This is a genomic window from Mesorhizobium sp. P2_A8 (genome assembly GCF_056404935.1).
Genome location: NZ_JBFUDB010000007.1, coordinates 63,481 through 89,776, shown reverse-complemented (window position 1 = coordinate 89,776; position 26,296 = coordinate 63,481). Strand labels below are relative to the sequence as shown.

General features: G+C 62.6%; 24 protein-coding genes. 13 read left to right on the top strand and 11 right to left on the bottom strand.

All coding sequences use genetic code 11. From position 1 onward, the window contains the following. Nucleotides 1-4: 4 nt before the first annotated feature. Both panC and panB read right to left on the bottom strand, forming a co-directional pair. Nucleotides 5-856 carry a pantoate--beta-alanine ligase gene (gene panC / locus AC1D10_RS20890; protein WP_477275152.1) on the bottom strand — a complete coding sequence of 284 codons (852 nt, stop codon included), beginning with the start codon at nt 854-856 and terminating at the stop codon, nt 5-7. Beyond that, nucleotides 853-1,683: a 3-methyl-2-oxobutanoate hydroxymethyltransferase gene (panB, locus tag AC1D10_RS20885; RefSeq protein WP_477275824.1), complete on the bottom strand. Its 831-nt coding sequence runs from the start codon at nt 1,681-1,683 to the stop codon at nt 853-855. The genes panC and panB overlap by 4 nt, the downstream gene beginning before the upstream one ends. A 242-nt stretch (nt 1,684-1,925) precedes the next feature. Here panB and AC1D10_RS20880 point away from each other — a divergent pair, with 242 nt between their 5' ends. The 3 genes from AC1D10_RS20880 to AC1D10_RS20870 all read left to right on the top strand — a co-directional run bounded on the left by AC1D10_RS20880 (nt 1,926) and on the right by AC1D10_RS20870 (nt 3,532). Continuing rightward, nucleotides 1,926-2,324 carry an NADH:ubiquinone oxidoreductase subunit NDUFA12 gene (locus AC1D10_RS20880; protein ID WP_477275150.1) on the top strand — a complete coding sequence of 133 codons (399 nt, stop codon included), beginning with the start codon at nt 1,926-1,928 and terminating at the stop codon, nt 2,322-2,324. Between the two features lie 141 nt (nt 2,325-2,465). Beyond that, on the top strand, nt 2,466-3,071 hold the full coding sequence (locus tag AC1D10_RS20875; RefSeq protein ID WP_477275148.1) for a DUF2155 domain-containing protein: 606 nt from the start codon (nt 2,466-2,468) through the stop codon (nt 3,069-3,071). Nucleotides 3,072-3,145: 74 nt separating this feature from the next. Beyond that, nucleotides 3,146-3,532, top strand: a complete 387-nt coding sequence (locus tag AC1D10_RS20870; protein ID WP_477275146.1) for a hypothetical protein — start codon at nt 3,146-3,148, stop codon at nt 3,530-3,532. Nucleotides 3,533-3,545: 13 nt separating this feature from the next. On the opposite strand, the gene aat is transcribed toward AC1D10_RS20870, so the two are convergent. The 6 genes from aat to AC1D10_RS20840 all read right to left on the bottom strand — a co-directional run bounded on the left by aat (nt 3,546) and on the right by AC1D10_RS20840 (nt 8,865). Beyond that, nucleotides 3,546-4,163: a leucyl/phenylalanyl-tRNA--protein transferase gene (gene aat / locus AC1D10_RS20865; RefSeq protein ID WP_477275144.1), complete on the bottom strand. Its 618-nt coding sequence runs from the start codon at nt 4,161-4,163 to the stop codon at nt 3,546-3,548. Nucleotides 4,164-4,175: 12 nt separating this feature from the next. Next, nucleotides 4,176-5,519 carry an acetyl-CoA carboxylase biotin carboxylase subunit gene (accC, locus tag AC1D10_RS20860; RefSeq protein WP_379097327.1) on the bottom strand — a complete coding sequence of 448 codons (1,344 nt, stop codon included), beginning with the start codon at nt 5,517-5,519 and terminating at the stop codon, nt 4,176-4,178. Nucleotides 5,520-5,529: 10 nt separating this feature from the next. Further along, on the bottom strand, nt 5,530-5,988 hold the full coding sequence (gene accB / locus AC1D10_RS20855; RefSeq protein WP_477275142.1) for an acetyl-CoA carboxylase biotin carboxyl carrier protein: 459 nt from the start codon (nt 5,986-5,988) through the stop codon (nt 5,530-5,532). A 26-nt stretch (nt 5,989-6,014) separates the two neighbouring features. Next, nucleotides 6,015-6,449 carry a type II 3-dehydroquinate dehydratase gene (gene aroQ, locus AC1D10_RS20850; protein WP_379097334.1) on the bottom strand — a complete coding sequence of 145 codons (435 nt, stop codon included), beginning with the start codon at nt 6,447-6,449 and terminating at the stop codon, nt 6,015-6,017. A gap of 147 nt (nt 6,450-6,596) precedes the next feature. Further along, nucleotides 6,597-7,400 (bottom strand): DsbA family protein, encoded by an 804-nt coding sequence (locus tag AC1D10_RS20845; RefSeq protein WP_477275140.1) that lies wholly within the window; start codon nt 7,398-7,400, stop codon nt 6,597-6,599. Between the two features lie 70 nt (nt 7,401-7,470). Then, nucleotides 7,471-8,865 carry a M48 family metalloprotease gene (locus AC1D10_RS20840; RefSeq protein WP_477275138.1) on the bottom strand — a complete coding sequence of 465 codons (1,395 nt, stop codon included), beginning with the start codon at nt 8,863-8,865 and terminating at the stop codon, nt 7,471-7,473. Between the two features lie 145 nt (nt 8,866-9,010). On the opposite strand from AC1D10_RS20840, the gene AC1D10_RS20835 reads away from it, so the two are divergent. Both AC1D10_RS20835 and AC1D10_RS20830 read left to right on the top strand, forming a co-directional pair. Continuing rightward, on the top strand, nt 9,011-10,159 hold the full coding sequence (locus tag AC1D10_RS20835) for a pyridoxal phosphate-dependent aminotransferase (RefSeq protein WP_477275136.1): 1,149 nt from the start codon (nt 9,011-9,013) through the stop codon (nt 10,157-10,159). 6 nt (nt 10,160-10,165) lie between these two features. Next, complete coding sequence (locus AC1D10_RS20830) at nt 10,166-11,095, top strand: glutaminase (protein WP_378925910.1); 930 nt, start codon at nt 10,166-10,168, stop codon at nt 11,093-11,095. Between the two features lie 109 nt (nt 11,096-11,204). Here the strand turns inward: AC1D10_RS20830 and AC1D10_RS20825 are convergent, their stop codons facing one another. Continuing rightward, nucleotides 11,205-14,168 carry an Rne/Rng family ribonuclease gene (locus AC1D10_RS20825; RefSeq protein ID WP_477275133.1) on the bottom strand — a complete coding sequence of 988 codons (2,964 nt, stop codon included), beginning with the start codon at nt 14,166-14,168 and terminating at the stop codon, nt 11,205-11,207. A gap of 650 nt (nt 14,169-14,818) precedes the next feature. Here AC1D10_RS20825 and AC1D10_RS20820 point away from each other — a divergent pair. The 8 genes from AC1D10_RS20820 (at nt 14,819) to AC1D10_RS20785 (ending at nt 23,325) form a co-directional block, all read left to right on the top strand. Continuing rightward, complete coding sequence (locus AC1D10_RS20820) at nt 14,819-16,069, top strand: N-acetylmuramoyl-L-alanine amidase (protein ID WP_477275131.1); 1,251 nt, start codon at nt 14,819-14,821, stop codon at nt 16,067-16,069. Nucleotides 16,070-16,276: 207 nt separating this feature from the next. Further along, nucleotides 16,277-18,733: a penicillin-binding protein 1A gene (locus tag AC1D10_RS20815; protein WP_477275129.1), complete on the top strand. Its 2,457-nt coding sequence runs from the start codon at nt 16,277-16,279 to the stop codon at nt 18,731-18,733. Nucleotides 18,734-18,850: 117 nt separating this feature from the next. Beyond that, nucleotides 18,851-19,982 (top strand): peptide chain release factor 2 gene (gene prfB / locus AC1D10_RS20810; protein ID WP_379097356.1). Its coding sequence is split into 2 segments (ribosomal slippage): nt 18,851-18,916 and nt 18,918-19,982, totalling 1,131 coding nucleotides; the frame shifts between segments, so codons are not numbered across the junction. A 64-nt stretch (nt 19,983-20,046) separates the two neighbouring features. Beyond that, nucleotides 20,047-20,463: a GFA family protein gene (locus AC1D10_RS20805; protein WP_477275126.1), complete on the top strand. Its 417-nt coding sequence runs from the start codon at nt 20,047-20,049 to the stop codon at nt 20,461-20,463. A gap of 182 nt (nt 20,464-20,645) precedes the next feature. Beyond that, nucleotides 20,646-21,023 (top strand): hypothetical protein, encoded by a 378-nt coding sequence (locus tag AC1D10_RS20800; protein ID WP_477275124.1) that lies wholly within the window; start codon nt 20,646-20,648, stop codon nt 21,021-21,023. A gap of 281 nt (nt 21,024-21,304) precedes the next feature. Further along, on the top strand, nt 21,305-21,673 hold the full coding sequence (locus AC1D10_RS20795) for a GFA family protein (RefSeq protein ID WP_477275122.1): 369 nt from the start codon (nt 21,305-21,307) through the stop codon (nt 21,671-21,673). Between the two features lie 151 nt (nt 21,674-21,824). Further along, the gene (locus tag AC1D10_RS20790) at nt 21,825-22,475 is read left to right on the top strand and encodes a YiaD family glycine zipper/OmpA-like lipoprotein (RefSeq protein WP_013531371.1); all 651 of its coding nucleotides are present in this window, start codon (nt 21,825-21,827) and stop codon (nt 22,473-22,475) included. Nucleotides 22,476-22,716: 241 nt separating this feature from the next. Then, nucleotides 22,717-23,325: a hypothetical protein gene (locus tag AC1D10_RS20785; RefSeq protein ID WP_477275118.1), complete on the top strand. Its 609-nt coding sequence runs from the start codon at nt 22,717-22,719 to the stop codon at nt 23,323-23,325. Nucleotides 23,326-23,513: 188 nt separating this feature from the next. Here the strand turns inward: AC1D10_RS20785 and AC1D10_RS20780 are convergent, their stop codons facing one another. Together AC1D10_RS20780 and AC1D10_RS20775 are read right to left on the bottom strand one after the other, a co-directional pair. After that, nucleotides 23,514-25,097, bottom strand: coding sequence for a DEAD/DEAH box helicase (locus tag AC1D10_RS20780; protein ID WP_477275116.1), 1,584 nt, complete (start codon nt 25,095-25,097; stop codon nt 23,514-23,516). Between the two features lie 192 nt (nt 25,098-25,289). Further along, nucleotides 25,290-26,063, bottom strand: coding sequence for an NAD kinase (locus AC1D10_RS20775; RefSeq protein WP_095090691.1), 774 nt, complete (start codon nt 26,061-26,063; stop codon nt 25,290-25,292). Nucleotides 26,064-26,296 lie beyond the last annotated feature (233 nt).

The window sequence follows — 26,296 nt, the reverse complement described above, 5'->3', positions numbered from 1 at the left end:
CGACCTAGGCGGAGGGAACGTCCACATTGTCGATCAGCCTGGTCATGCCGAGCCACGCCGCCGCGAGCAGGCGCCCTTCACGGTCGCGACGCCATGGCGCGAGCGTCAGGGCTTCGCGGGCCTCGACATAGTCGACCGCGCAGAAGCCGGCCGCGATCAGGGCACGGCTGGCCTCGGCGGTTGCGTCGGCCTGGTCGGCGCCGGCCGCCAAAGCCGCCGCCGTGTCGCGCAAGATCACGTTGAACTGGCGGGCGATGTCGAGTTCGGCTTCGCCGAGATAGGCATTGCGTGACGACATGGCGAGACCATGCCCATCGCGTATCGTCGGTGCGCCGATGATCTCGACGGGTAGGTCGAGGTCGCGGCAGAGCTGCCTGACGACGCAAAGCTGCTGGTAGTCCTTCTCGCCAAAGATCGCACAGTCGGGCATTGCCTGCAGGAAAAGCTTTGCCACCACGGTGGCGACACCGTCGAAAAAGGTCGGCCGAAAGTCCGATTCGAGTCCGGCGGAGGGGCCGCCGACCGAGATTTTTGTGACAAAGCCGGTGGGATACATCTCGCCAACCGTCGGGGTGAAGGCAAGGTCGGCCTTTGCCATTCCCAGCCGGTCGAGGTCGCGGGCGAGCTGGCGCGGGTACTTGTCGAGGTCCTCCGTCGGCGCGAACTGCGTCGGGTTGACGAAGATCGACACCACGCAGCGCTCGGCTTTTTCGAGGGCGATCCTGACCAGCGAGATGTGCCCGTCATGCAGCGCGCCCATGGTCGGCACCATGGCGACACGGAGGCCGTCGCGCCGCCAGTCGCGGATCTGCGCGCGGAGCGCGGCAACGCTGTCGACGACGACGGGCCGGCTCATATCTTGTCCTTGCCCGTCGCGGCCGAAAAGACATGGCTGGGGCCGGGGAATGTCCGGCTTCGCACCTCCGCTGCGTAGCTTTCGGCAGCATGCGAGATCACGCTGCGCAGGTTGGCATATTCCTTGACGAATTTCGGCACCCGGTCGACGGTGAGCCCGACCATGTCGTCGATCACCAGAACCTGGCCATCGCAGTCGCCGCTGGCTCCGATGCCGATGGTTGGAATGGCGATGCGGCGGGTGATGTCGGCGGCGACGGTCTCGACCGTGCCTTCGATGACGACCGCGAAAGCCCCCGCGTTCTCGACCGCGAGCGCATCGCGAACCAGCGCCGCAACAGTCTCCTCGGTGCGGCCCTTGATCTTGTAGCCGCCATCCTTTTCGACCGATTGCGGCTGAAGGCCGATATGTCCCATGACCGGAATGCCGGCAGCAACGATCGCGGCGATCTGCCGGGCCATGTCGACGCCGCCTTCGAGTTTCACCGCCTGGCAACCGGTTTCGTCGACCACACGCCGCGCCGAGGCAACGGCTTGTCCTGCCGAATCTTCATAGGTGCCGGCCGGCATGTCGACGACGACGCAGGCCCTGGCCGAGCCGCGCATCACTGCTTGCCCATGCGCGATCATCAAATCCAGCGAGGCACCCAGCGTCGTCTTGTGGCCGTGCAGGACCATGGCGACGCTATCGCCGACCAGGAGCAGGTCGACATGGCCGTCGAGCAAACGGGCGATTGGATAGGTGTAAGCGGTGAGGCAGACAATCGGTGTGCCGCCCTTGCGGCGGCGAATCGCGTCGGCGCTGATGCGAATGTCGGTGGTCGGCATTTCCGGGGCCAATCGTCACCTCCTTCGGCCTGCAGCCGGGCTGGATACCCGCATGGGCGCGCGCAGAGCTTTAGAAAGACCGCAAAGGCTTGGCAAGCGCCATCCCTGCGTTCGAGAAGTTCACGGGCTTGTGTCGGGTTTCAGGCAAGCCATTTCAACGGTGCCTGTGGCAAAACCCTTGCCTTCCCGAAGGCCTGACGCCATAAGCAGGAAACGGGCGCCGCCGGCGCGAGGGTTCTGAAATGAAGATTTTCCTTACGCAGTTTTTCACCTGGTGGAACAGCCAGACGTTGGGAACGCGCCTGCACACATGGCGGCATGGCAAGAAGGTCGGCCAGGACGAGACAGGCAATGTCTATTACGAAGGCGGCATCGATTCGGAAGGCCGCACGCGCCGCTGGGTCATCTACCGCAACTATTCGGAAGCTTCGGCCATACCGCCCGGTTGGCATGGCTGGATGCATCACCGTGTCGATGTCGCGCCGTCCAGCGAGGACTACAAGGCGCGCGACTGGCAGAAGCCGCATCAGCCCAATCTGACCGGCAGCCCGGCGGCCTATCGCCCCAAAGGCTCGGTGCTGACCAATCAGCATCGCCCGCAGGTGACGGGCGATTATGACGCCTGGACACCCGGGTCGTAACGGCCCCGGGTTGTAACGACGCAAAGTGCAGGTCGGTCCTTTATCGCCACAATTGGTCTTTAGCTGCTTGCTGATCAGAAAACGGCGACTAGCCTTGGCGATCACGAGAATCACCCGGGCGCGAACCACCGGTATCCCTAGATGAGTTTTTTCAACCGAATATCGATGGGCGGTCTGACGCTAGCTGCCGGCCTTGCCGTCAGCACCTCGGGCTTTGCCGCTTCGCCTGAGCCGGCGGCTCCGGCACCCGCGCCGGCGGCGCCGGCGGGATCGGACCGCGTCACCAATCCCATCGCGGAATTCGCTGGCATCGACAAGATCACCGGCCGCATCATCACCTTCGATGTCTATATCGATGAGACGGTGCAGTTCGGCGCTTTGCAGGTGACGCCGCGCGTCTGCTATTCACGGCCGCAGACCGAGGAGCCAAAGACGGATTCCTTCGTCGAGGTCGACGAGATCACGCTCGACCGCAAGATCCGCCGCATCTTCACCGGCTGGATGTTCGCCGAAAGCCCTGGCCTCAACGCCGTCGAACATGCCGTCTATGACGTCTGGCTGAAGGAATGCAAGCAGAAGTCGGACGTGCCGGCGCCCGACGCCGCCAAGGCCGACGCTGCCAAGGCCGACGCCTCGAAGCCCGCTGCGGCCAAACCCGCCGCGGCCGAGCCGGACGCTGCAGCCAGCCCGGATGTGGAACAGCCCGATTCCACGGAACCGGAATCGGACACCACCGACAGTAACTGATCCCCCGGAACCGTCATGGCCACCATGCGTTGAGCCACGGACGACCGCGCCTTTATGCGCAGGGAGGATTTCCGATGTCAGACAGCAAGCGGATCACGGCCAGCAAGAAAGAGCTGTTGGAACTCGAAAAAGGGTTCTGGACGGGCGATGCGGCCTACTATGCGGCCAACGCCGACACCGAATGCCTGGTGGCATTTCCGCAGATGGCCAAGGCGATGGACAATGCGGATTTGGCCAAGACCGCAACCAAGCCCAACCGCTGGCGCGATCTCGACATCGAGCTCAAGGGAATAATCGAGCCCGGCAGCGACATCATCATGTTGACCTACGAGGCGCGGGCGACGCGGGAGAACGGCGAGTCCTACGCCGCACTGGTCAGCACTGGCTACGTCCATCGCGTCAATGGTTGGAAGATGATGTTCCATTCCCAGACGCCGCTGGAAGCCGCGGCCAGGAAGTAAACGGACTCGATCGTCAGGGATAGAATACGGCCTCACCCTTCAGCGCGTCGGCCAGCATCTTCTCATATTTGCCGCGCGGCACGTCGACCGCGCCGAAGCGCTTGAGGTGCTCGGTGGTGAATTGCGTATCAAGCAGAGCAAAGCCTCGCGCCTTCAACCGCTCGACGAGATAAAAAAGGCAGGTCTTGGAGGCGTCCGTTTCCCTGGCGAACATGCTTTCGCCAAAAAACACCCGGCCAAGCGATACGCCATAGAGGCCGCCGACCAGCCGATCCTCGCGCCATGCCTCGACCGAATGACAATGCCCGATCCGGTGCAACTGCACATAGGCTTCGCGGATCGGCGCGTTGATCCAGGTCGACCGCCGCTCCTCGCGCTTTTCGGCACAGCCATCGATCGTGGCTTCGAAATCGAAGTCGAAACGGATGTCGAAAGGATGCTTCTTGATCGTTTTCCTGAGGCTTTTCGGCGTGTGAAAACCATCGAGCGGGATGATGCCGCGCGTTTCCGGCCGCACCCAGAACACCTCCGGATCGCTGGCACTTTCGGCCATCGGAAAAACGCCCGAGGCATAGGCCTTGAGCAACAGGTCGGTGGGGATGCGATAGCCGGGCGCGTAGGGGCGGGTCATCGCGTCCCCGGACTACTCTTCCTTGGCCAGGTATTTTTCCAGCCAGTGGATGTCGTAGTCGCCATTGGCGATATCGGCATTGCCGACGAGATCGCGAAACAGCGGCAACGTCGTCTTGATGCCGTCGACGACGAATTCGTCCAGCGCACGCCGCAGCCGCATCATGCACTCGACACGGTTGCGCCCGTGCACGATCAGCTTACCGATCAGGCTGTCGTAATAGGGCGGGATCTTGTAGCCGGAATAGACGCCGGAATCGACACGGATGCCCAAGCCGCCCGGCGTATGGAAGTGGGAGATCGTGCCGGGCGAGGGGGTGAAGGTGCGCGGATCCTCGGCGTTGATGCGGCATTCGATCGCGTGGCCGTTGAACTTGATGTCTTCCTGCTTGACCGAAAGTCCGCCGCCCGACGCCACGCGAATCTGCTCGTGCACGAGATCGATGCCGGTGATCGCTTCGGTCACCGGATGCTCGACCTGCAGGCGCGTGTTCATCTCGATGAAATAGAACTCGCCGTTCTCGTAGAGGAACTCGATCGTCCCGGCGCCGGAATAGCCGAGGTCGGCGATGGCCTTGGCACAGACGCCGCCGATGCGCGCACGCTCCTCGGCATTGAGGGCCGGCGAGGGCGCCTCTTCCCAGACTTTCTGGTGACGGCGCTGCAGCGAACAATCGCGCTCGCCGAAATGCACGCCGCGGCCAAAACCGTCGCCGAACACCTGCACCTCGATATGGCGCGGCTTTTCCAGGTATTTCTCGATGTAGACGGCATCGTCGCCAAAGGCAGCACCGGCTTCCGAGCGCGCCGTCTGCAGCGCGACCTCAAGGTCGGCCTCGGTATGCGCCACCTTCATGCCGCGTCCGCCGCCGCCGGCCGACGCCTTGATGATCACGGGATAGCCGATCTCGCCGGCAATGCGCCTGGCTTCCTTTTCATCGGTAACCGCGCCGTCCGAACCGGGCACCACCGGAATGCCGAGGCGTTTTGCAGTGCGCTTGGCCTCGATCTTGTCGCCCATGATGCGAATATGGTCGCCGGACGGACCGATGAAGGTGATGTTGTGGGCGGCCAGGATGTCGGCGAACTTGGCGTTCTCCGACAGGAAGCCGTAGCCCGGATGCACGGCATCGGCGCCGGTGATCTCGCAGGCCGCGACGATCTGGTGAATGTTGAGATAGCTGTCGCGCGATGGCGGCGGCCCGATGCAGACGCTCTCGTCGGCGAGCCGCACATGCATGGCGTCGGCGTCGGCGGTCGAATGCACCACCACCGTCTGGATGCCAAGTTCCTTGCAGGCGCGCAGCACCCGGAGCGCGATTTCGCCGCGATTGGCGATGAGGATCTTCTGGAACATCCGGCCCGCTCTATTCGATCACGACAAGGGGCATGCCGTATTCGACCGGCGTCGCATCCTCGAACAGGATAGCCGTCACCGTGCCGGCGCGCGGCGACGGGATCTGGTTCATCGTCTTCATCGCCTCGATGATCAGCAGCGTCTGGCCTTCCTTGACCTTCTGGCCGACTTCGATGAACGCCTTGGCGTCCGGCGACGGCGCCAAGTAGGCGGTGCCGACCATCGGCGAGGTTATTGCATTTTTCGATACATCGGCCACCGCCGGGGCTGCCGCGGCAGCGGGCTGGGCGGCTGACGGCGCATAAGTCTGCTGCGGTGCCGCGATCGCGTGAACGGCCGGTGCCTGCCGCGAGACACGCACCTTCAGGTCGCCCAGTTCAACCTCGATCTCGGTGAGGTTGGTGTCGTTCAGTATGCCCGCCAGATCGCGGATCAGCTGCTGGTCAACACCGGTCTTCTTTATCGACATTTTCGAGCCTTCTGTTTGTTGGCCGGTCATAGGCGTGCGGCCAGCGCCTGCAGCGCCAGCGTGTAGCCGAGCGGCCCAAAGCCACAGATCATGCCGACCGCAACCGGCGCGACCATGGACACGTGGCGGAATGGTTCCCGCGCATGGATGTTGGAAAGATGGACTTCGGCGACGGGCAGCGGCGCGATGGCGCGGATGGCGTCGTGAATAGCGATCGAGGTGTGGCTGTAGGCGCCTGGATTGATGACGATGCCGGCGGCCTTGTCGCCAGCTTCCTGGATCCAGTCGACAAGGTCGCCCTCATGATTCGACTGACGGAAATCGATCTCGAGCCCAAGCGCCGTACCGGCCTGCTTGCAGTCGTCGGCGATCGCGGCAAGCGTCTTGCCGCCATAGATGCCCGGCTCGCGCTTGCCGAGCGCGTTGAGATTGGGACCGTTCAGGACGAAAACCGTTTTCAAAAGCCGACCTTTCCCGGCGCCGACATGAACCGGCGCGCTGGGCCCTCTATAATGGGCATAGACGCCTGCGAAAAGAGCGCAAGTGCGTTCTTTCACTGTCCACAACAGGCGGAAATGTGCCCGTGACGAATATGCTCGTGAGCAAAATCAGAGCGCGGCTTTCGCCGCCTCGATCTTTTCAGCCAGCACTTCCTGTCCAAGCGCCCCAAACACGACCTCGTTGCCGACCACATAGGACGGCGTGCCGGTGATCGCGAGCTTGTTGGCAAGATCGAAGGTCTTGGAAAACGCCTCGGTAATCGACGGGTCCTTCATCTTCTCGCGCAGCGTCGCTTCGTCGGCACCGAGCGAAAGCGCGATCTTGATCGCCGACGCCTCGGTGGCGCGCCCCTGGCCGCCGAGCAGCGCATTGTGGAACTCGCCATATTTTTCCGGCATCATCAGGTGGAAGGCCATCGAGACGACGCTCGCCTTCTGCGAATCCGGTCCGAGGATGGGGAATTCCTTGAGCACGAAACGCAGGTCCGGATCGGACTTGGTCAGCGCCTGCATGTCGTCGATGGCGCGTTTGCAGAAGCCGCAATTGTAGTCGTAGAACTCGACGATGGTGACCTTGCCGTTCGGGTTGCCGACAACGCCGTCGAAGGCGGAGTTGAAAATCTGGTCCTTGGCATTCTTGATCACGCCGAGATGGGCGATACGCTGCTCTTCCTTCTGCTTGGCCTCGAGCGCGTCCTGAACCTCCAGAAGCACTTCCGGGTTCTTCAGCAGATAGTCGCGGATGATGCCTTCGACCTCGGTGCGGTCGATCTTGGTGTCGGCCGCCGCCGTCTGGACGGGCTGCGCCGTGCCGGCCTTGGCAATCTGTGGGCTTCCGGCCACGAATCCGAAAGCCAGCATGGCAAGGGCGACCGCGACCCCCGTGGTGCCCAGCAGCAGTGCCTTTTTCATCGTTCCTGTTCCTTTTACCTGTTTTCCGGGCCGTTCCGTCCGGCTGTGTCGCAGCGCGCGGCTGGAAGGTTCACTTGATCTTGGTTGATGGTGCGTAGTTTATGATGTCCTGAGCGCGCAGCCAGCGCGGCTCGCCGCGCTTCATCTGCTGCTGCGCCCGCATGGCGAAAATCTTAGCATCCTTGTAGTTGCCGGAATAGAAGTGACCTTCGGCGGTGGCAAGTTCGGCGCCCGGTATGTCGCCCAACTCGCCATAGGCCTGTGCCAGATAACGGTATCCGGCGGAATTTTCCTTGTCGCGCCCCAGACCATTGTTGATCTGCACGACGGCTTTCTTCAGGGATTCAGGCGTACCGACGGCCATCAGCGCCTGGCCAAGGGAGACAGGCAGCAATCCGGACCGTGCCGGGTCGAGGCTGACCGCCTTCGCATAGGCCTCCGCGGCCTCCTTGGGCTTGTTCGCCTTCATCAGGATGTCGCCGCGCAATTCCTGGAAATAGGCATTTTTCGGCTGCGCCTTGATCAGTGCATTGGTCTTGGCCAGCGCAGCGGCGATGTTGCCGAACAGATACGTCGACTGGGCATCGCCATATCGCGCGGCGAGGCTGCCTTGCATTTTGCGCATCAGCCGCGACGCGGCCGCCTGGCCTTCCATGTAGACGGCAATCTTTACACGCACCATGTCGTGCCGCTGCTGCAGCGCCGCCGGGTCGACCTTGTCGACATTGGGGCTCTGTTTCACCAGCACTTCGAGGTTGGCGATTCGGTCCTGCGGCATCGGATGGCTGATCCGGTAGGGATCGACCTGCGCGCCCGACAGCGACAGCGCCGTCTGGAAGCGATGGAACGTCTTCAGCATGCCCATGCCGGACTGGCCTGTGGCGTTGAGGTAGGTGATCGCCGAGCGGTCGGCGGTCATCTCCTCGGTGCGCTGATAGGCAAGGATGCTGCGCTGCGCCATCTCGCCGCCGCCCGCCGCCACACCCATACCGGCCCCGGCAAGGCCGCGGCTGTTTGTGGTGGCACCGGCGACGATGGCGCCGGCGCCCAGCAACGTCGCGAGGACGGCCATCGTCTTGGCGCGTTCGAGCTGGTCGCGAAGCTTCTGCTGATGGCCGCCTGCGATATGACCAGCTTCGTGCGCAATGACGCCGATGATCTCGTTGGGCGTTTCGGCCGTCATCAGCGCGCCGGTGTTGATGAACAGCCGCCGCCCGGTGACGAAGGCGTTGAAACTCTGGTCGTTGACCAGAACGATGTCGATGCCGTCGTTCGCCAGCCCCGCCGCCTTGAAGATCGGCCGCGCATAATCGCGCACCAGCGCCTCGATCTCGGCATCGCGTATCACCGGCACGTTCTGGGCGAAGGCGCTGACCGAACTCGCCACCGCAACGGCGACGCCCAGCGAAAGCGTCGCGAAGACGCGCGCTGTCTGGGCAATCGTCGATCTGGGTCGGCTCAACATGACGTGTCCACTGGTAGACGAGCGGGCGAAAGATGAAAAGTCGGCGCCGGAAACTTCCTCAACTTGTGAACCTCACATCAATCGGGCATTTGTGCGGCGCATGCGCCAAAGTCTGGCGCCCTCAACCATCGGGAAGACTGGTTAAATGGTCGTTTCGCTCTCACGCCGTGGCAATGTCGAGCCCTTCCATGCCATGGACATTCTGGCCGAGGCAAACCGGCTGAAGGCGCAGGGCGTGCCGGTTGTTTCCATGGCCGTCGGCCAGCCCTCCGATCCGGCGCCAATCGGCGTTCGCGCGGCGGCGGCCAAGGCCTTGCAGGACGGGCGCATCGGCTACACCGACACGCTCGGGCTCGCTGCCTTGCGCAAGGCGATCGCCGAACATTACGCCGATCATTACGGGCTTGAAGTTCCGCCGGGACGGATCGCGGTGACCACCGGATCTTCGGCCGCCTTCAATCTCGCCTTCCTGGCGATGTTCGATCCGGGTGACCGCGTCGCCATCGCGGCACCTGGTTATCCCGCCTATCGCAACATCATGGCCGCGCTCGGCATCGACGTGGTCGAGATCGAGCTCGGCGACGCCGCCTACCTGCATGCCGGTCACCTGGAAACCGCGCATCGCGAAAAACCGCTGAAGGGCGTCCTGTTTGCCAGTCCGGCCAATCCGACCGGCGCGGTCATACCGGCCGATGAACTGGCGGCCCTGGTGAGGACGGCGGAAGCACTCGGCATCGCCGTGATCTCCGACGAGATCTACCACCGGCTGGCCTATGCCGCGCCCGACACCACGGCGCTCGCCTTTGGGGACAGCGTGACGGTGATCAACTCGTTCTCGAAATACTACTGCATGACCGGCTGGCGCATCGGCTGGATGGTGTTGCCCGAAGACCTGGTGCGGCCGGTCGAGCGCGTCGCCCAGAGCCTCTACATCTCGCCGCCGGAACTGTCCCAGATCGCCGCGATCGAGGCCTTCGCCGCAACCGAGGAGCTGGAGGCCGTCAAGGGCCGCTACGCCTGGAATCGCGAGCTCCTGATGAAGCGTCTGCCGGAGCTCGGCTTTCCGCTGGCGGCACCGATGGATGGCGCCTTCTACGCCTTTTGCGATGTCACCAGGCACACCAATGACAGCATGGCCTTCGCACGAAAGATGCTGGCAGAGGCGCATGTCGCGGCGACGCCCGGCCGCGACTTCGATACGCAGGCGGGGCACCGCACCATGCGTTTCTCCTATGCCGGCAGCCACGACGACATGGTCGAAGCCATGGCGCGCATTGAACGCTGGTTGAGGTAGAGAGCCATGCCGGAACTCGAGCAGGCACTGGCTGAAGTCGCCGCCGAAATGGCGCAACGCACCGATCGTGGTGACGTCGCCACCTACATTCCGCAACTGGGCAAGGTCGACCCAAGGAAGTTTGGCATTGCCGCCGTCACCAATGACGGCCGCGTGCTGATGGCGGGTGACGCCGACCAGGCATTTTCGATCCAGAGTATCTCCAAGGTGTTCACCTTGACGCTGGCGCTCGGCAATGTCGGCGACGCGTTGTGGCAGCGCGTCGGACGCGAGCCCTCGGGCAATCCGTTCAACTCGATCGTGCAGCTCGAGCACGAGAACGGCATTCCGCGCAATCCGTTCATCAACGCCGGCGCCATAGTCGTTTCCGATATCCTGCTTGCCGGCCACCAGCCGCGCGAGGCCATCGGCGAAATCCTGCGCTTCATCCAGTTCCTCGCTGACGACGAGACGATCATCATCGACCGCGAGGTCGCGGCCTCCGAACGGGCCACCGGCTATCGAAATTTCGCGCTTGCCAACTACATGAAATCCTTCGGCAATCTCAACCATGCGCCGGAGCTTGCGCTGGGCGTCTATTTCCATCATTGCGCCATCGCCATGAGCTGCCGGCAACTGGCGCTCGCCGGCCGCTTCCTCGCCAATGGCGGCAAGAACCCGGCGACCGGGCATTCCGTGGTGTCGGCCGAGCGTGCACGGCGCATCGGTGCGATGATGCTGACCTGTGGCCACTATGACGGCTCCGGCGATTTCGCCTTCCGCGTCGGCATTCCTGGCAAGAGTGGCGTCGGCGGGGGCATATTGGGGATCGTGCCGGGCGTGGCGTCGCTTGCCGTCTGGTCGCCTGGCCTCAACGCCAACGGCAATTCCAAGCTGGGGTCGATCGCGCTGGAAAAGCTGGCCAGGATGATGAACTGGTCGATCTTCGCGCCTTAGCATTTTTAGCATTCTTGCGGCCGCAGAACGCCAGATGTGAAAAATCCCGCGCCATCTTTTCGATAGCGCGGGACTTTTGTCAGATAATCAGCACAAGTAATTGAAAAGCCTAGAAAAAGCCCTTCCGCTGCCACCATCCGGCGCGCTTCGGCTTGTCTTCGGTCTTGGCCGCTGGTTCGTCCGCAACGGTCGAAGACACCACCGGCACGACCGGCGCATCCACTGCCGCCGGCTTGCGCCGTGACGGGCGGGCCTTCGGCGTGTCGTCGGCGGTCGCTGCCGCTGTCTCGATGGACGCAGTGACCGGGGTCTCGACCGGTGCTTCCGCGACCACTTCCGCGGCCGGCTCCTCGGTGACGACCTCGGCTGCTGCCTTCTTCGGCTTGGCGGCACGACGTGGCTTCTTCGGCTTTTCGGTGCTTGGCGCGTCGTCATTGGCCGGAGCAAGCGCCACTGGCTCTTCGGCCGGTGCGACAACTACTGGCTCGCTGGTGACCGCCACGCTTTCCGCGACATCACTGTCGGATGCCTCGGCGGTTTCGCCAGCACTTGCTTCGGTCTCGCCTTCACCGTCTTCGCGGCGATTGCGTTTGCCGCCGCGCTTGCCGCGCCGGCGCTTCTTGCCCTGGCCTTCGTCCGAAGCCTCAACCGTTTCAGCGGTCTCGGCAACACCGACAGAGGCGTCGTCGTCCGCTTCCGCTTCGCTATCGCTCGTAGTGGCCGCTGAGCCGGAGAACTCGCCCGCCGGTGCGGAGACGGAAGCCCCTTCCGTCGGCGCGCCATGTTCGCGGTCGCGATCCTTGCCGCCGCGACGCCGCCGGCGCTTGCGGCGTTTGCGGTCGCGGCCTTCGCCTTCTTCGCCACCGGCAGCAGGCCGCGGCTGTTGTTGCTGCGGCTGCAGGCGTGGCTGCTCCGCCTGCACCGGTGCCTCGTCGTCTTCCTCGACGACGGCAATCTCGTCCTCGGGCTCTTCCGACTCGACATAGGCCGGGAAGCTGCGTGCCTCGACAAAGCCTTCCGGCTTTTCAGCCAGCGCGCCGCGGAAGATCGCATAGTGCTGCGCGCCAACAGAATCGTCGGCCTCGATGGTGATGGTCAGGCCGAAGCGGCTTTCCAGTTCAACCAGCGTGCCGCGCTTGTGGTTGAGCACATAGAGTGCGGTCGCCGCCGGCGTCCGCACCGTGATGTGGCTGCGCGAATCCTTGAGCAGGAATTCCTCGATCGCCCGCACCACCATCAGCGCGACCGACGAATCGGAGCGCACATGGCCGGTGCCGCCGCAATGCGCACAGGGCTTCATGGTCGATTCCAGCACGCTGGCGCGGATGCGCTGGCGTGACATCTCCATCAGGCCGAAATGCGAGATGCGGCCGACCTGAATGCGCGCACGGTCGTTCTTCAGGTGATCCTTCAACCGCTTCTCGACGGAGCGGTTGTTGCGGTTCTCGTCCATGTCGATGAAGTCGATGACGATCAGTCCGGCAAGATCGCGCAGCCTGAGCTGGCGGGCGACTTCCTCGGCCGCTTCCAGGTTGGTGTGAAGCGCGGTGTCCTCGATCGAGTGCTCCTTGGTCGAGCGGCCCGAATTGACGTCGATGGCAACCAGCGCCTCGGTCTGGTTGATGATGATGTAGCCGCCGCTCTTAAGCGTCACTTGCGGCTGAAGCATACGATCGAGCTGTGCTTCGATGCCATTGCGTACGAAGATGGGCGTCGTGTCGCGGAACGGCTGAACCACCTTGGCGTGGCTCGGCATCAGCATGCGCATGAAGTCCTTGGCCTCGCGATAGCCTTCCTCGCCGGAGACGAGAATCTCGTCGATATCCTTGTTGTAGAGGTCGCGCACCGAGCGCTTGATCAGGCTACCTTCCTCATAGACCAGGGCGGGGGCCGTCGACTGCAAGGTGAGATTGCGGACATTTTCCCAAAGCCGCATCAGATATTCGTAGTCGCGCTTGATCTCGGCCTTGGTGCGGCTCTCGCCGGCCGTGCGCAGAATGACGCCCATGCCCTGCGGCACTTCGAGATCGGCAACGACCTCCTTGAGGCGCTTGCGGTCCACCGCACTGGTGATTTTGCGCGAAATGCCGCCGCCGCGCGCCGTGTTCGGCATCAGCACCGAATAGCGGCCGGCAAGCGACAGGTAAGTGGTGAGGGCGGCGCCCTTGTTGCCGCGCTCTTCCTTGACGACCTGCACCAGCAGGATCTGCCGGCGCTTGATGACTTCCTGGATCTTGTACTGGCGGCGCACCGGCTTGCGGCGGTTGCGCACTTCTTCCAGCGCATCCTCGGCGCCGACCGATTCGATCTCATGGTCATCCGGATGCGAGGACTGCACTTCCTCGAGCATGCCGCGATCATTGTCGCCGGATGTCGCTTCGCTGCCCTGTTCCGTCTGCGGGACGGATTCGGAAATCACATCGCCTTCGACCGCGGCGGCGATCGATGTCGGGCCGCCCTCGCGGGTTTTGGTTTCGTCCTGCTCGGCTGAACCTTCATCGTGGCCTGACGTATCGGCATGCCCCGACGTCTCGGAATGTTCGGACGTATCGGCTGCGTGTTCGATGATCTCGGATGTGTGGGAGATCTCCTCGAGAACGATGTCGCCATTCTCGCTGCCTTCGCCTGGCTCGCCGGAGCTTTCGCTCGCCTCGCCGGATTCGGCTGCGTCGCGCTTGTGCTCACCGCGGTCGCGGCTCTTGCCGCCGCGCCGGCGTCCGCGCCGTCCGCGATCACGGCTCTGACGATCTTCACCGTCGCCGTCCTCGTCCTCCTCGTCTTCAGCCTCCTGCGCTTCGGCGCGCAGCAGTGCCTGACGATCGGCGACCGGGATCTGGTAATAGTCGGGGTGAATTTCACTGAAGGCGAGAAAACCGTGACGGTTGCCGCCATATTCGACAAAGGCTGCCTGAAGGGAGGGTTCGACGCGCGTTACGCGGGCGAGGTAGATGTTTCCTTTGAGCTGCTTCTTGTCCTGTGATTCAAAGTCGAATTCTTCAATACGGTTACCGCGAACGACGACAACGCGTGTTTCCTCCGGGTGGGAGGCGTCTATCAGCATTTTGTTGGGCATTATTTCGTTTCCCCCCGGCAGCCGTCAGCCGCAGCTTGCGAGGCAATGCCTGCTGCTGCGTGTCTGGAGTGTGGGTGCCGGATACTTGAATGTCCGCCGGCCGCCGCTTGAGCGCCATGGCGGTGCCGCCCGCAGCCACAATGGCGCGGTTTGATGCGGACCTTTCCATGATTGCGCTTGAAGCCATCGTCACCAGCAGAACCTTTTGAACCAAAGCCCGGACGAACCGGACCAGCTTGTTTGCTCATACAGAGCCGGCGCGGGAACAAACCCGGCCGTTTTCCTCACGCAGGCGATTCCCCCGCCACGGGCGCACACCTGCGAAATTCGTCGCGATCACCTGTGTCCTTTTCGCGTGAAGCGAAAGGAGCCGCCTTTCATCTGACCCTGTAGCAGGAAGCTGCGGAGGAGGGCGGTTCCAGGATTGCAGTGATCCACCATCGCTTTTATGATTTGGCGGGGTGGAAGGCAACCCCGATTTCCGATGCCGGCAAAAAGCGGTTCCGTAACGTAAGAACAGGCTCCGACCTTGCATGAAAAGGCTTGGTTAACCTTCTCTGGATACCAATCGTTAATTGAATCGCGGCCTTGCCGGCATTTCGACGAAACCACCGGCGCCTGGCGCCAAATCGGGAGCGACTGGACGAGAGATGGGACTGGCAGACTTCACAGACAAGGGATGTCGTGTTGGCGGCCAGATCGTCAGTGCCATCTGCCTCTTGCTGTTGCTGGCAATCACTTCCGTTGCCAATGCCGCCGACGCACCACTCGTGGCAAAAGGCTACAAGATGGCTGGCGATGCCACCAAGATGCGCATCGTCATGGATTTCGACCGTGAACCTGATGTCAAATGGTTCCTGCTGCGCGGCCCCAATCGTCTTGTCATCGATCTCGCGAATACGAGATTCGCCATTAACGCCAAGGATTTGAAGGCGCGTGGCCTGGTCAGGGGCGTTCGCCTGGGCGAACTCGGCGAGGGCGTTTCACGGCTGATCCTCACCGGCAAGGGGCCGTTCGCCGTCGACAAGCTCGATGTGCTCAAGAACGAGGACGGAACTGGCTACCGCATTGCCATCGACATGTCGGCAGCCTCCGAACGCGAGTTCGACGCGGCACTCGCCAATCAGGCGCTGACCACCGGATCGACGGTTTCGACCGACAAGGGAGGGCGGGTCGGCACCGGACCGGTCTCCAATCCGGGCCACCGCTTCACCGTCGTCCTCGATCCCGGCCATGGCGGCGTCGACGGCGGCGCCGAGGGCCTGAACGGCACCATCGAGAAGAACGTCACGCTCGCCTTCGCCACCGAGTTGCGCGACAAGCTCGCGGCCGTCGGCAATTACGATGTGTTCATGACGCGCGACACCGACGAATTCCTGCGGTTGGATGATCGCGTGCGCATTGCCCGACAGCACGAGGCCGACCTGCTGATTTCCATCCATGCCGACACAATCAGCGTCAAGGGCATTCGCGGCGCCACCGTCTACACCGTGTCCGACAAGGCTTCGGATCCCGAAGCGCAAGCGCTTGCCGACCGCGAAAACCTCTCCGACCAGTTCGCCGGCATGGAGATCAAGAACGACAACAAGGAAGTCACCGACATTCTGATCGACCTGATCCGGCGCGAAACACACAATTTCTCGATGAGTTTCGCCCACACGCTGGTCGGCCAGTTGTCGACCAGCGTCGGCCTTATCAACAATCCGCAGCGTTCGGCGGGGTTCAAGGTGCTGAAAGCACCCGACGTGCCATCCGTGCTGGTCGAACTCGGCTATCTCTCGAATGCCAAGGACGAGGCGCAGCTGCTCAACGCCGACTGGCGGGGCAAGGCTGCTCAAAGCATAACCAATGCCGTTGCGCTTTTCGCTTCAGCCAAGGGCGGGGCCGGAACCGGAGGCTGATATGCTCGGCCACAACCGGAGGCAGCGTTGCGCGACGACAACAGCCGGTGCTTTTATTTCCGGCTTGCGGTCACGAATTGAGGCATTGCCGTATTTTGTCCACATGGTGGCGACATGGGTTTTCGATTGCGGATTGGGACCGGCTCGAAAGCTTGCGTGGAAGGCGGCTTCGTTTAGGAAATTCCCGAACCAAGGACTGGAGCGGGTATGATTCGTCTCATTGGCTATTTTTTCGGCATCGGCACGACGCTGGCCCTTCTGGTCGCGGCGGGCGTTGCCATCTACATCGGCCATTTGTCGAAGGATCTGCCCGACTACGAGGTGCTGGCCAAATACGAGCCGCCGGTGACCACCCGCATCCACGCGTCGGACGGCGCGCTGATGGCCGAATATGCCCGTGAACGGCGCCTCTACCTGCCGATCCAGGCCATACCGGATCGCGTCAAGGCGGCCTTCCTGTCGGCGGAGGACAAGAACTTCTACAACCACCCCGGCATCGACGTAACTGGGCTTGGCCGCGCCATCATCGTCAACCTGCAGAATTTTGGCTCTGGCAAGCGCCAGGTCGGCGCGTCGACGATCACCCAGCAGGTGGCGAAGAACTTCCTGTTGTCCTCGGACCAGACCTATGAGCGCAAGATCAAGGAGATGATCCTCGCCTTCCGCATCGAGCAGGCCTACCCCAAGGATCGCATTCTCGAGCTCTACCTCAACGAAATCTTCTTCGGCTTCGGCGCCTATGGCGTCGCCGGCGCGGCGCTGACCTATTTCGACAAGTCGGTCAACGAACTGACCGTGGCTGAGGCTGCCTATCTGGCTTCGCTGCCGAAGGGACCGAACAACTACCATCCCTTCAAACATGCCGATCGCGCGATCGAGCGCCGCAACTGGGTCATCGACCAGATGGTCGAGAATGGCTACGTGACGCGCGAGGAAGGCGCCAAGGCCAAGGCCGAGCCGCTGGGCGTGACGCCGCGCCGCAACGGCACCTATCTTTTCGCTGGCGAGTACTTCACCGAGGAGGTGCGCCGCCAGATCATCGCCCGTTACGGCGAGAATGCGCTCTACGAAGGCGGCCTTTCCGTCCGCACGACGCTTGATCCAAAGGTTCAGCTCATCGCTCGCAAGGCGATGCAGAACGGATTGATAAAATACGATACGCTGCGCGGTTATCGCGGGCCGGTGACGAACATCGACGTGTCCGGCGACTGGGGCGTGCCGCTGGGCAACGTCAAGGGACTGGAGGATGTCCCTGAATGGTCGCTCGCCGTCGTGCTCGACAGCTCGGAGACCGGCCTGTCGATCGGCCTGCAGCCCGCGCGCCAGGCGTCGGGCGACATCGTCAAGGAACGCGTCGAAGGCACCGTCAGCAAGGACGACATGGGCTTCGCCATGCGCCATGTGGTTGGCGGCAAGACCGTCAAGGCCAAGTCGCCGGCGGACGTTTTGAAGCCGGGCGACGTCATCTTTGTGCAGAAGAACGATGGCGCCGACGGCGCCTACAGCCTGCGCCAGGTTCCCGAGGTGGAGGGCGGCCTGATCGCCATGGATCCGCATACCGGCCGCGTGCTGGCCATGGTCGGCGGCTTCTCCTACGCGCAGTCCGAATTCAACCGCGCCACCCAGGCCATGCGCCAGCCAGGCTCCTCGTTCAAGCCGATCGTCTATTCGGCCGCGCTCGACAATGGCTATACGCCGGCCTCGGTGATCATGGACGGTCCGATCACCATCCAGAGCGGCAACACGACCTGGACGCCGAAAAATTATGACGGCACCGTCGCTGGCCCGGCAACGCTGCGCTCCGGCATCGAGAAGTCGCGCAACCTGATGACGGTGCGGCTTGCCAATGACATGGGCATGAAGCTGGTCGTCGAATATGCCGAGCGCTTTGGTGTCTACGACCATCTGGCGCCATATCTGCCGATGGCGCTGGGCTCCGGCGAAACGACCGTGATGCGCATGGTGTCGGCCTATTCGATCATGGCCAATGGCGGCAAGTCGATCAAGCCGTCGCTCATCGACCGCATCCAGGACCGCTACGGCAAGACGGTGTTCAAGCAGGACGAACGCGGCTGCCAGGGCTGCAATGCGCCAGAATGGCAGAACCAGCCCGAGCCGGAACTGGTCGACAATTCCGAGCAGGTGCTCGATCCAATGACCGCCTACCAGATCACCTCGATGATGGAAGGTGTCGTGCAACGCGGCACCGGCGCTACCATCGGCGAACTCGGCCGCCACATCGCCGGCAAGACCGGAACGACGAACGACGAAAAGGACGCCTGGTTCATCGGTTACACGCCGAACCTCGTCGTCGGCCTCTATATGGGCTACGACACGCCGCGCGGCCTTGGCCATGGCGCCACCGGTGGTGGTCTCGCGGCCCCTATCTTCAAGGACTTTATGCGCGTGGCGCTGGACGGCACGCCCAATGTCGACTTCAAGGTGCCGGAAGGCATGAATCTGGTCGCCATCAATCGCAAGACCGGCATGCGTGCCGCCTCGGGTGATCCCGGCACCATCATCGAAGCCTTCAAGCCGGGCACCGGTCCTGCCGACAGCTATTGGGTGATCGGCATGGGTGCCGACGGCTCCAATGCCACCGGGGGTGCGCTGTCGCCGCAGGCCAACCAGGCCATCCAATCTGGCGGCGGCGGCCTCTACTGACGATTTTCATGAGCGGATGGGCTGGCCTTGCGCCAGCCCATTTTGCTTTACAGCCGGCGGCAGCCTCCCTATGTATCGCGCCGACCGATTTCAGCAAACAGGACAGAACAGCCAGCCATGCGCGCGGAAACGCAGAATATTGTCGACGAGATCAGGCAGGCGATTACCCTGCTGAGGAGGCATCTTTGACTGGGATCAGGCCATAAAGCGGCTTGAATACCTCAACGTACGCGCCGAGGACGCCAGCCTCTGGAACGAACCGCTGGAAGCGCAGAAGCTGATGCGCGAACGCCAGGGCCTCGAGGAAGGCATTGCCTCGGTGAAAGGTCTGACACAGGCGCTGGAAGACAATATCGGCCTGATCGAACTCGGTGAGGAAGAGGGCGACGAAGGCGTCATCGCCGAGGCCGAAGCGTCGATCCGTTCGATGCAGGGCGAAGCGAAGGCCCGCCAGGTCGAGACGCTGCTGTCGGGCGAGGCCGACTCCAACGACACCTATCTCGAAGTCCATGCCGGCGCCGGCGGTACCGAAAGCCAGGATTGGGCTTCGATGCTTTTGCGCATGTACACGCGCTGGGCCGAACGGCGCCGCTTCAAGGTCGAAGTGCTGGAAGTTCACGACGGCGAAGAAGCCGGCATCAAGTCCGCCACGCTGCTGATCAAGGGCCACAACGCCTATGGCTGGCTGAAGACGGAATCGGGCGTGCATCGCCTGGTGCGCATTTCGCCCTATGACAGCAATGCGCGCCGGCATACGTCCTTCGCCAGCATCTGGGTCTATCCGGTCATCGACGACACGATCGAGATCGACGTGTCCGAATCCGATGTCCGCATCGACACCTACCGTTCGTCCGGCTCGGGCGGCCAGCACGTCAACACCACCGATTCGGCGGTGCGCATCACCCACCTTGCCACCGGCATCGCGGTCGCCTGCCAGGCCGAACGGTCGCAGCACAAGAACAAGGCCAAGGCCTGGGAGATGCTGCGCTCACGCCTCTACGAGGAAGAGCTGAAGAAGCGCGAAGCGGTTGCGAACGCCACCGAAGCGTCGAAGAGCGATATCGGCTGGGGTCACCAGATCCGTTCCTATGTGCTGCAGCCCTATCAGCTGGTGAAGGACCTTCGCACCGGCGTCGAGAGCACCAGCCCATCGAGCGTGCTCGATGGCGACCTCGACGATTTCATGGAAGCCTCGTTGTCGCAGCGCATCGAAGGCGGTGCGGGCGAAGCGGTGGCGGACCTGGATTGATGCACCTCGCATAAAGTGCGCAGTGGCCCGGGAACAGCGGCCTAACATAGACCTGGATTGGGCGATGGCTCGCAAGCTTGTTGGAAAATGCCTGTGCGGCGCTGTGCAATACGCCGTTCAGGACGAATTTGCCTACGCGGCCAACTGCCACTGTTCCAATTGCCGACGGACCACGGGTTCGGCCTTCAAGCCGTTCGCCGGTATCGAGCGTGAAAAACTTGTCCTCACCGAAGGCGAGGACCAGCTTCTGATCTTCGGTGATCAAAGCGGCCACGACGCGCATTGCGGGCTGTGCGGCTCATTGCTCTATTCGCTCGTCCGCGAGGCGGCTTTTGTCCATGTCGCCATGGGCACTCTTGTCGACGATCCGGCCGTCCGTCCAACCGCCCACATCTTCGTCGGTTCGAAGGCAGGCTGGTTCACCATCACCGACGACCTGCCGCAATATCAAGAGCATGTCGTCGGAGCTGTCGACGAATAGGCGTCGGCCGGCCACGTAGCAACTTCTTGCGCCGACTCACATTTGCGCTCACCATTACGGGAGGCAAAAGCATTTATGGCTGGGCGCGGCATATCTGCAAGCTGACGATCCGGCCGCTGGGAAGACACGTTCCGGGAACGGGCAAGCGAAACGCTTGATGCTCGTTTGAAAGGAACGTTTCCATGTCTGCTGCCACACCCAGATCGGCCAAAGCCGTTCAACCGGCCGGCCGACTCCTGTTTACCCTGCTCGCAATTCCAATGATGGCAATGCTGTCGCCGCCGGCGCTGGCGCATGACGCCAAGCCGACCGCGGCGAAGCCGCAAGGCTGGAGCTATCCATTCGCCTGCTGCGCCAATTACGATTGCCACGAGGTGTCGCAGACCTCGATCAGCGAGCGCCCGGAAGGTTATGTCATCAAGGACACCGGGGAGGTGTTGGCCTACAGCGACAGACGAATCAAGGATTCGCCCGACGGCGAATTCCATTGGTGCGCACATGAAGCCGGGCTCGATGCCGGCAAGACCATCTGCCTGTTCGTGCCACCATCGTCCTACTAGAGCATGATCCGGAAAAGTGGGAACCGGTTTTCTCGGAAAAACGGAAACCGTTTGTCCAGGGATCATGCTCACACAAACAGATAGAACCTCATCCCGATTCCATCGGGATGGAACGGGCTCTAGGCCCTTCAGGCTTGATCTTAGGCCGAAGGGTCCAAGCCGACGCGTCGTTTTCGGGCCGCGCCAGCGTGTCTGGCGGGTCTGCTGACAGACAGTTGTCAGGAGCGCCTCTTTGTGCTGCCCTTGCCCTACGAGGCGGCTGGACAGGAGGAAGTTCGTTGATGACCATCAAGGCAAGCTGTCATTGCAAAGCGACGACATTCGAGGTTTCGCAGGCACCGCAGACGGTGACGCAATGCACCTGTTCGTTCTGCTCGAAACGCGGCTCGCTCTGGGCCTACTACATCCCGTCGCAATTCAAGCTCACCAGCCCGCCGGAGAACGTTTCTGTCTACGAGTGGGGGTCGAAAACCGTAAAGCACGGTTTTTGCGCCACGTGCGGCTGCGGCACCTTCACGGAAACGCCGGACTGGTCGACCGGCGAGCCGAATTTTGACAATCCCAAGATCAGCGTCAATTCGCGGCTGTTCGATGATTTCGATCTCGACAAGGTCGAAGTGGTGGTCATCGACGGCAAGAATCTCTGGTAGCTCGCCAGGAGGGCGACCGGCCAATTGGCGCCGGGAAAAGCCGTTGCGAGAGCTCTTGCCGTTCCGCATTTCGCCGCAATTCATGGTACAAGTCGCGGGAAGGGCTGATTTGGCGCCATCGCAATGGCGTGACTTGGAGAGGGACGATCCTATGAAAAAGACTGTGCTCGTCGTCGTGGCGACGGCTGTGCTCGTGAGTGCCTGCACCACCACCGATCCGTATACCGGTGACCAGAAGATTTCCAACACGGCCGCGGGCGCCGGCCTTGGCGCGCTGGCCGGTGCCAGCCTTGGCCTGCTTGCCGGCGGCAATGATCGCCGCAACGCGCTGATCGGCGCGGGCATCGGCGCGCTCGCCGGCGGCGCCATCGGCGCCACCATGGACCAGAACGAGGCCGAACTGCGCCGGCAGCTCGAGGGCACCGGTGTCAGCGTCACCCGCAGCGGCGACCAGATCATCCTCAACATGCCGTCCGACATCACCTTCAACTCGGATCAGGATGCGGTGAAGCCCGGCTTCTACCAGGTGCTGAATTCGGTCGCGCTGGTGCTGAAGAAGTTCAAGCAGACCACGGTCGACGTTTTCGGCCACACCGATTCGACTGGCGGCGACCAGCACAATTTCGATCTGTCGCAGCGTCGTGCGCTGGCGGTCGCCAACTATCTGTCGGGCCAGGGCGTCGATCAGCGCCGCTTTGCCGTCACCGGCTTTGGCAAGACGCGCCCGGTCGCGTCCAATGCGACGGCCGAAGGCCGCGCCCAGAACCGCCGCGTCGAGATCCAGCTGTCGCCGCTCACCTGATTTGTTCGGCACGCGAATCGCAAAACGGCCCCACCTGGGGCCGTTTTTGTTTGAGCGGACGTCGGCGCAGATTGGCGCACCAGAGAATTAGCTAGTTCTAATTGGCTAGTTTCCCGCAATCATGGAAAGGAATAGCATCGTCCCTGTTCCAGAGGGGATGAGGCGGTACAACTGGCCGCGCAATCAGCATTTTCCCCGCCTCGGTCTTGCACGGCCAGATCAGAAAATCTGGGAGGAATGCATGACAAGAACAGCCAGCCTTGGGCGCTGCGGCGTCCTCGTTTTAACAAGTCTTGCAGGCGCATGGTTGGGCGTCGCGACGGCTCGGGCCGAGGACGCCAACAAGGCCGACATCGATGCCTTGAAAAAGTCGCTCGCCAAATATGAGGACTACACCGTCGCCGTCCGCGACCTCTATCTGTCGACAGTCGGCTGCGTCTACTACAGCGGAGAAAAGATACCGGGCACGATGGATTACCCGAAAGGCGCCATGGGTATCCATTTCGTCAACGTCCCAAGTGTCGGCCAAAAACTCGATCCGATGCGCCCCAATGTGCTCATCTACGAACCGACGAAAAAAGGCCTGCGCCTGGTCGGGGTGGAATGGCTTGTGCCGCTGACGCCGGACACCAAGGAGCCGCCCAAGCTGTTTGGCCAAACCTTCATGGGTCCGATGGAGGGGCACTATCCGCTCATCCCGAGGGAGTTCGTCCACTACGATCTTCACGCCTGGCTGTTCAGGGACAATCCGAACGGTATGTTCAGTCCGACGAATCCGAAGGTGAAATGCAGCAAGGCCGAGTTTCCTATGCTGGAGAAACCGACCAAGATGATGCCTGGGCCGATGTAACGGGCGAGCCAGGCCATGAGCAATTCCAGGGAGAAGTGTGAAACGGTCTTCCCGGGAAAAGCGCGTAGCGCTTTCCCTGGGGAATTGCGTCAAAACAAGGAGAGCGGTTCGGCCCTCCGTGAGACGGCGAGCTGCTCTACGAGCTTGAGGGCAAGCCGGACGGCTTGCCTTCGAAAAGCGGTCGGAGATCAGACCTTGGCGACGATCCGCATGAAGGCCGGCATGTCGTCACCGAAGCCGACAGTGGCGTCGTTGTCTTCCTGGCGGTGGCGGGCAGGGCGGTTGCTGTCGCGCTGCGGCCTTGTGTCACCACGTTCCGGAGCGCGCTGTTCGTTGCGATCGGAAGATTTGCGCTCGGTGTTCTCCGAGCGGATTGCATCCTTGCGCGCGCGCCGTTCGCCGATATCGGCGACTTCGACCTCAGCCACCACGGGCTGTTCCTCGCGCACCGTCGCCGGTGCCGCCTCTTCGCTGTGCCTTGCGTGGCGTTCGCGTGGTTTGCGCTCGCCCCTGTCCTTGCGATCGTCGTCCTTGCGGCCGGCACGCCGCGGCGCGCCCTTGCCACGGCGTGGAGCATCGTCCTCGCCGCCTTCGCTGGCGACCACTGTCGACAGGTCCCCATCATGCCACTCGATCTTGTTGCCGATCAGTCGCTCGATGGCATCGATATACTTGGTGTCCGACTTGGTCGCGATGGTGAAGGACTTGCCCGAGCGCCCGGCGCGGCCGGTGCGGCCGATGCGGTGGACGTAGTCTTCGGCATGGATCGGCACGTCGTAATTGAAGACGTGGCTGACGTCGGGGATATCGAGGCCACGTGCGGCGACGTCGGAAGCGACCAGGTAGCGCAGCTTGCCGTCGCGGAAATTGGCCAGCATCTGCATGCGCGCCCGCTGGTCCATGTCGCCATGCAGCGCGCCGGCGTCGAAATCATACTTCAGCAGCGAGCGGAAAAGCTCCGACACCTCGACCTTGCGGTTGCAGAAGATGATGGCGTTCTTCAGTTCCGCGTCCTCGGCCTTCATCAGGTTGCGCAGCGTCTCGCGCTTGTCCCAGGGCTTGGAACCGGATTTGACCAGGCGCTGGATGATGTTGGTCGCTGCGGACGCGGCCTTCGAGACCTCGACGCGCACCGGCGCGTGCAGGAATTTTTCGGTGAGCTTGGTGATTTCCGGCGGCATCGTCGCCGAGAAGAACAGCGTCTGCCTGGTGAACGGGATCATCTCGCAGATGCGCTCGATGTCGGGGATGAAGCCCATGTCGAGCATGCGGTCCGCTTCGTCGATGACCAGGATCTCGACACCGTTGAGCAACAGCTTGCCGCGTTCGCGGTGGTCGAGCAGGCGGCCGGGCGTCGCGATCAGCACGTCGGCGCCGCGCTCCAGCTTCTTGTCCTGTTCGTCGAACGAGACACCGCCGATCAAAAGCGCGATATTGAGCTTGTGGTTCTTGCCGTATCTGATGAAATTTTCTTCGACCTGAGCGGCGAGCTCGCGGGTCGGCTCCAGGATCAGCGTGCGCGGCATGCGAGCGCGAGCCCGGCCTTTTTCGAGGCGGGTCAGCATTGGCAGCACGAAGGAAGCCGTCTTGCCGGTGCCGGTCTGGGCGATGCCCAAAATATCTTTGCCGAGCAAGGCGTGCGGGATGGCACCGGCCTGGATCGGCGTCGGCTGGGTGTAGCCGGCATCGGTTACTGCGGAAAGCACCTTCGGCGACAGGCCGAGGTCTGAAAAGGTCAACGCTTCTGGAGCGATCGTGGTGTCTGAGGACAAGTGTTGTTGTCTTTGGCTGGTTCGGGGAAGCGCAACGGCGTCTGTCGCGGCAAGCGCCACGCGCCTGCAAGATTGGTATTGCGATTAGGCGCAAGCCCGCGATTTGTCAACAGAAACGGGCGGGAAAGGCACGATTGTGAAGTTGTAACCTTAATCGGGATGCTTAATCGAGGTGTCGATCGCTGCGCCGGCTCAGTAGCGGAACTGCTCTGCGAGAATGCGTTCGTTCCAGGAATGATTGGGATCGAACAGCAACGTCGCCGTCGCCGTCGGCGATTCCCTGACCGTGACCGAGGTCACTGCCTTGACTTCGGTGTGGTCGGCTGCAGCGTTCACCGGGCGCTTTTCCGGCTCGAGAATGTCGAAGCGCACCGTCGCCTTGTTGGAGAGCAGCGCGCCGCGCCAGCGGCGCGGGCGAAACGGGCTGACTGGGGTCAGCGCCAGCAGTGGCGCGTCGAGCGGCAGGATTGGCCCGTGCGCGGACAGGTTGTAGGCGGTGGATCCGGCCGGCGTGGCGATCATCACACCGTCGCAGCTCAGTTCCTCGAGCCGTACCTGCTCGTCGACGGTGATGCGGATCTTGGCCGTCTGATAGGATTGGCGCCAGAGCGCCACCTCGTTGATCGCCAGTGCCGAAACCGTTTCGCCTTCCGAGGTCACGGCCAGCATCTCCAGCGGGCGAATCGTTTCGGCGACGGCGGCGGCCAGGCGCTCGGTAAGGCCACCCGAACGATACTCGTTCATCAGGAAACCGATGGTGCCACGGTTCATGCCGTAGACCTTCTTGCCCGTCCCCATCGTGTCGCGCAGGGTCTGCAGCAGGAAGCCGTCACCGCCAAGGGCGACGACGATTCCGGCATCCTCTATGGAGGACTGGCCATAGCGCGCCGACAGGCTTTCCAGCGCCGTCTTGGCGTCAGCGGTGTCGGACGAAACGAAGGCGATGCGGCTGGCGGTTTGGCTCATGGCTCCCCGATGACGACCGATTGGCGGCGGCCGGTTACCGGGCCGCGCCAGCGCCGGGGTAGCATGGGCGGGGCACGTCTGCAAAGAGAGCCGTTGTTCCGGCGAGATGCGGGGTTGCCGTTCGCGCATCATGTCAAAGCCGACACGAATGTGATGGTTAAGACCGGGCTTAAACTCTCGTAAAGCCGGATCGGTCATGTTAGCCGGCAGTGGATGGGTGGCGTGGGGCCTAG